Genomic DNA, 1949 nt, shown 5'->3' on the forward strand with positions numbered 1-1949 from the left:
TCGTCCGCCTCCTCCGGCGCGTCCGCGTCGGACGGGTCCGGCGGCCTCACGGTCGAACTCGGCGGCGAGGCCGCGCGGGTCCTCGCCGAATCGGAGGGAGGCGGCGCCGAAGGCGTCGGCATGCTCGCCGCACTGGTCATCCTCGGGTTCATGTTCGGCACCGTCATCGCGGCCGGACTGCCCGTCATCACCGCCGTGTTCGCGGTCGGCAGCACCCTCGGCGCGATCATCCTGCTCTCGCACGTCTTCACGATCGCCAGCTACACGCCGTACATCATGATGCTCGTCGGCCTCGGCGTCGGTATCGACTACGCGCTGCTGATCTTCGCCCGCTACCGGACCGAACTCGTCCGCGGCGCGAGCCCCGAGGAGGCGAACCGGCGGGCCCTGGACCTCGCGGGCCGCACGGTGGTCTTCGCCGGGTGCACCGTGATCGTGGCGCTGCTCGGACTGGTCGCCCTCGGACTCGGCTCGCTGCAGGGCATGGCCGTCGCGGTCGCGCTCACCGTCCTGGTGACCATGCTCGCCTCGCTCACCCTGCTGCCCGCGCTGCTCGCCCTGTTCGGCAAGCGCTTCGCCCGGCAGTTCCGGGCGAGGGCCGAGAAGCGCGCTGCGAAGGGCAGGGCGGCGGAGAGCGGGGCCGGCTGGCGCCGCTGGTCGGACCTGGTGCAGCGCCGTCCGCTGGTCGCCCTGGTGCTGGCCGTGGCCGCGCTCGGCGCGCTGGCCGCCCCCGCGCTCGACTTGCGGCTCGGCCTCGGCGACGCGGGCAACGAGCCGCCGGCGAGCACCAGCCGCAAGGCCTACGACCTGCTCGCCGACGGCTTCGGCCCCGGCTTCAACGGCCCCCTCGTCGTGGTCGCCGAGACGAAGACCGCCGGCGAGGACCCGGGGGAGGCCGGTACGGAGCTCACCCGGACCCTCGACGACACCCCCGGCATCGCCGCCGCCACGGACCCGATCCCGGCCGAGGACGGCAAGGCGTTCACCGTCATCGCCTTCCCGGAGACCTCCCCGCAGGACGAACGCACCGGCGAGCTGGTGCACACCCTGCGCGACGACGTCCTGGCGGACCTGCGCGAGGAGACCGGCACCCGCTACCTGGTGGGCGGTGCCACCACCGCGGTCATCGACTACTCCGACACGGTCGCGGATCGCATGCCGCTGTTCGTCGCCATCGTGGTGGGGCTGTCGCTGCTGATCCTGGTCGCGTTGTTCCGTTCCCTGCTGGTGCCGCTGAAGGCCGCCCTGCTCAACCTGCTGAGCATCGGGGCCGCGCTGGGCGCCATGACGCTGGTCTTCCAGAAGGGCCTGTTCGGCGTGGAGCCGGGGCCGATCGAGGCGTACCTGCCGGTCATGATCTTCGCGATCGTGTTCGGGCTCTCCATGGACTACGAGATCTTCCTGATCTCCCGCATCCGTGAGGAGTGGCTGCGCGGCGGCGACGCGGCCGCCGCCGTCCGCGAGGGCCTCGCGCACACCGGTTCGGTCGTCACCGCGGCCGGCGCCATCATGATCGCCGTCTTCGGCGCGTTCATGCTCGGCGGTGACCGGATGCTCCAGCAGTTCGGGTTCGGGATGGTGGTCGCGGTCTTCGTCGACGCGGTCGTCATCCGCTGCCTGATCGTGCCCGCCGCGCTCCAGCTGATGGGGCGGCACGCCTGGTGGATCCCGGCGGGACTGGACCGCCGGATGCCGAGACTGGACATCGAGAAGCACGACTGACCCGCCCGCGGCGGGCCACGGACGGGCAGGCGGGCCGCCCCACCTGCGAGCCGCCTGCCCGTCCGTGTGTCCTCCGGGCCCTCTCCGGATCGCCTGCCGGATCGCCCGCCGAGGCACGGGCCGGGTCACGAGCCGGGCGCGAGTACGTCCCGAGGAGCAGGCGGTTCTCTGAAGGGGTGAGGAAACGGCTCCCGGCGCGATGGGCGGCGCCGGGAGCCGTTTCCTCA

Annotated in this window: 1 protein-coding gene; it reads left to right on the forward strand. The window is 72.8% G+C overall.

Features of this window, described 5'->3' with window-relative positions:
• Positions 1-1722, forward strand: a 1722-nt coding sequence (locus tag AOK11_RS30575; RefSeq protein WP_055596941.1) for an MMPL family transporter, incomplete at its 5' end; no start/stop codon positions are given.
• Positions 1723-1949: the final 227 nt, after the last annotated feature.

The sequence above is a fragment of the Streptomyces hirsutus genome (assembly GCF_001418415.1).
GTDB lineage: Bacteria > Actinomycetota > Actinomycetes > Streptomycetales > Streptomycetaceae > Streptomyces > Streptomyces hirsutus.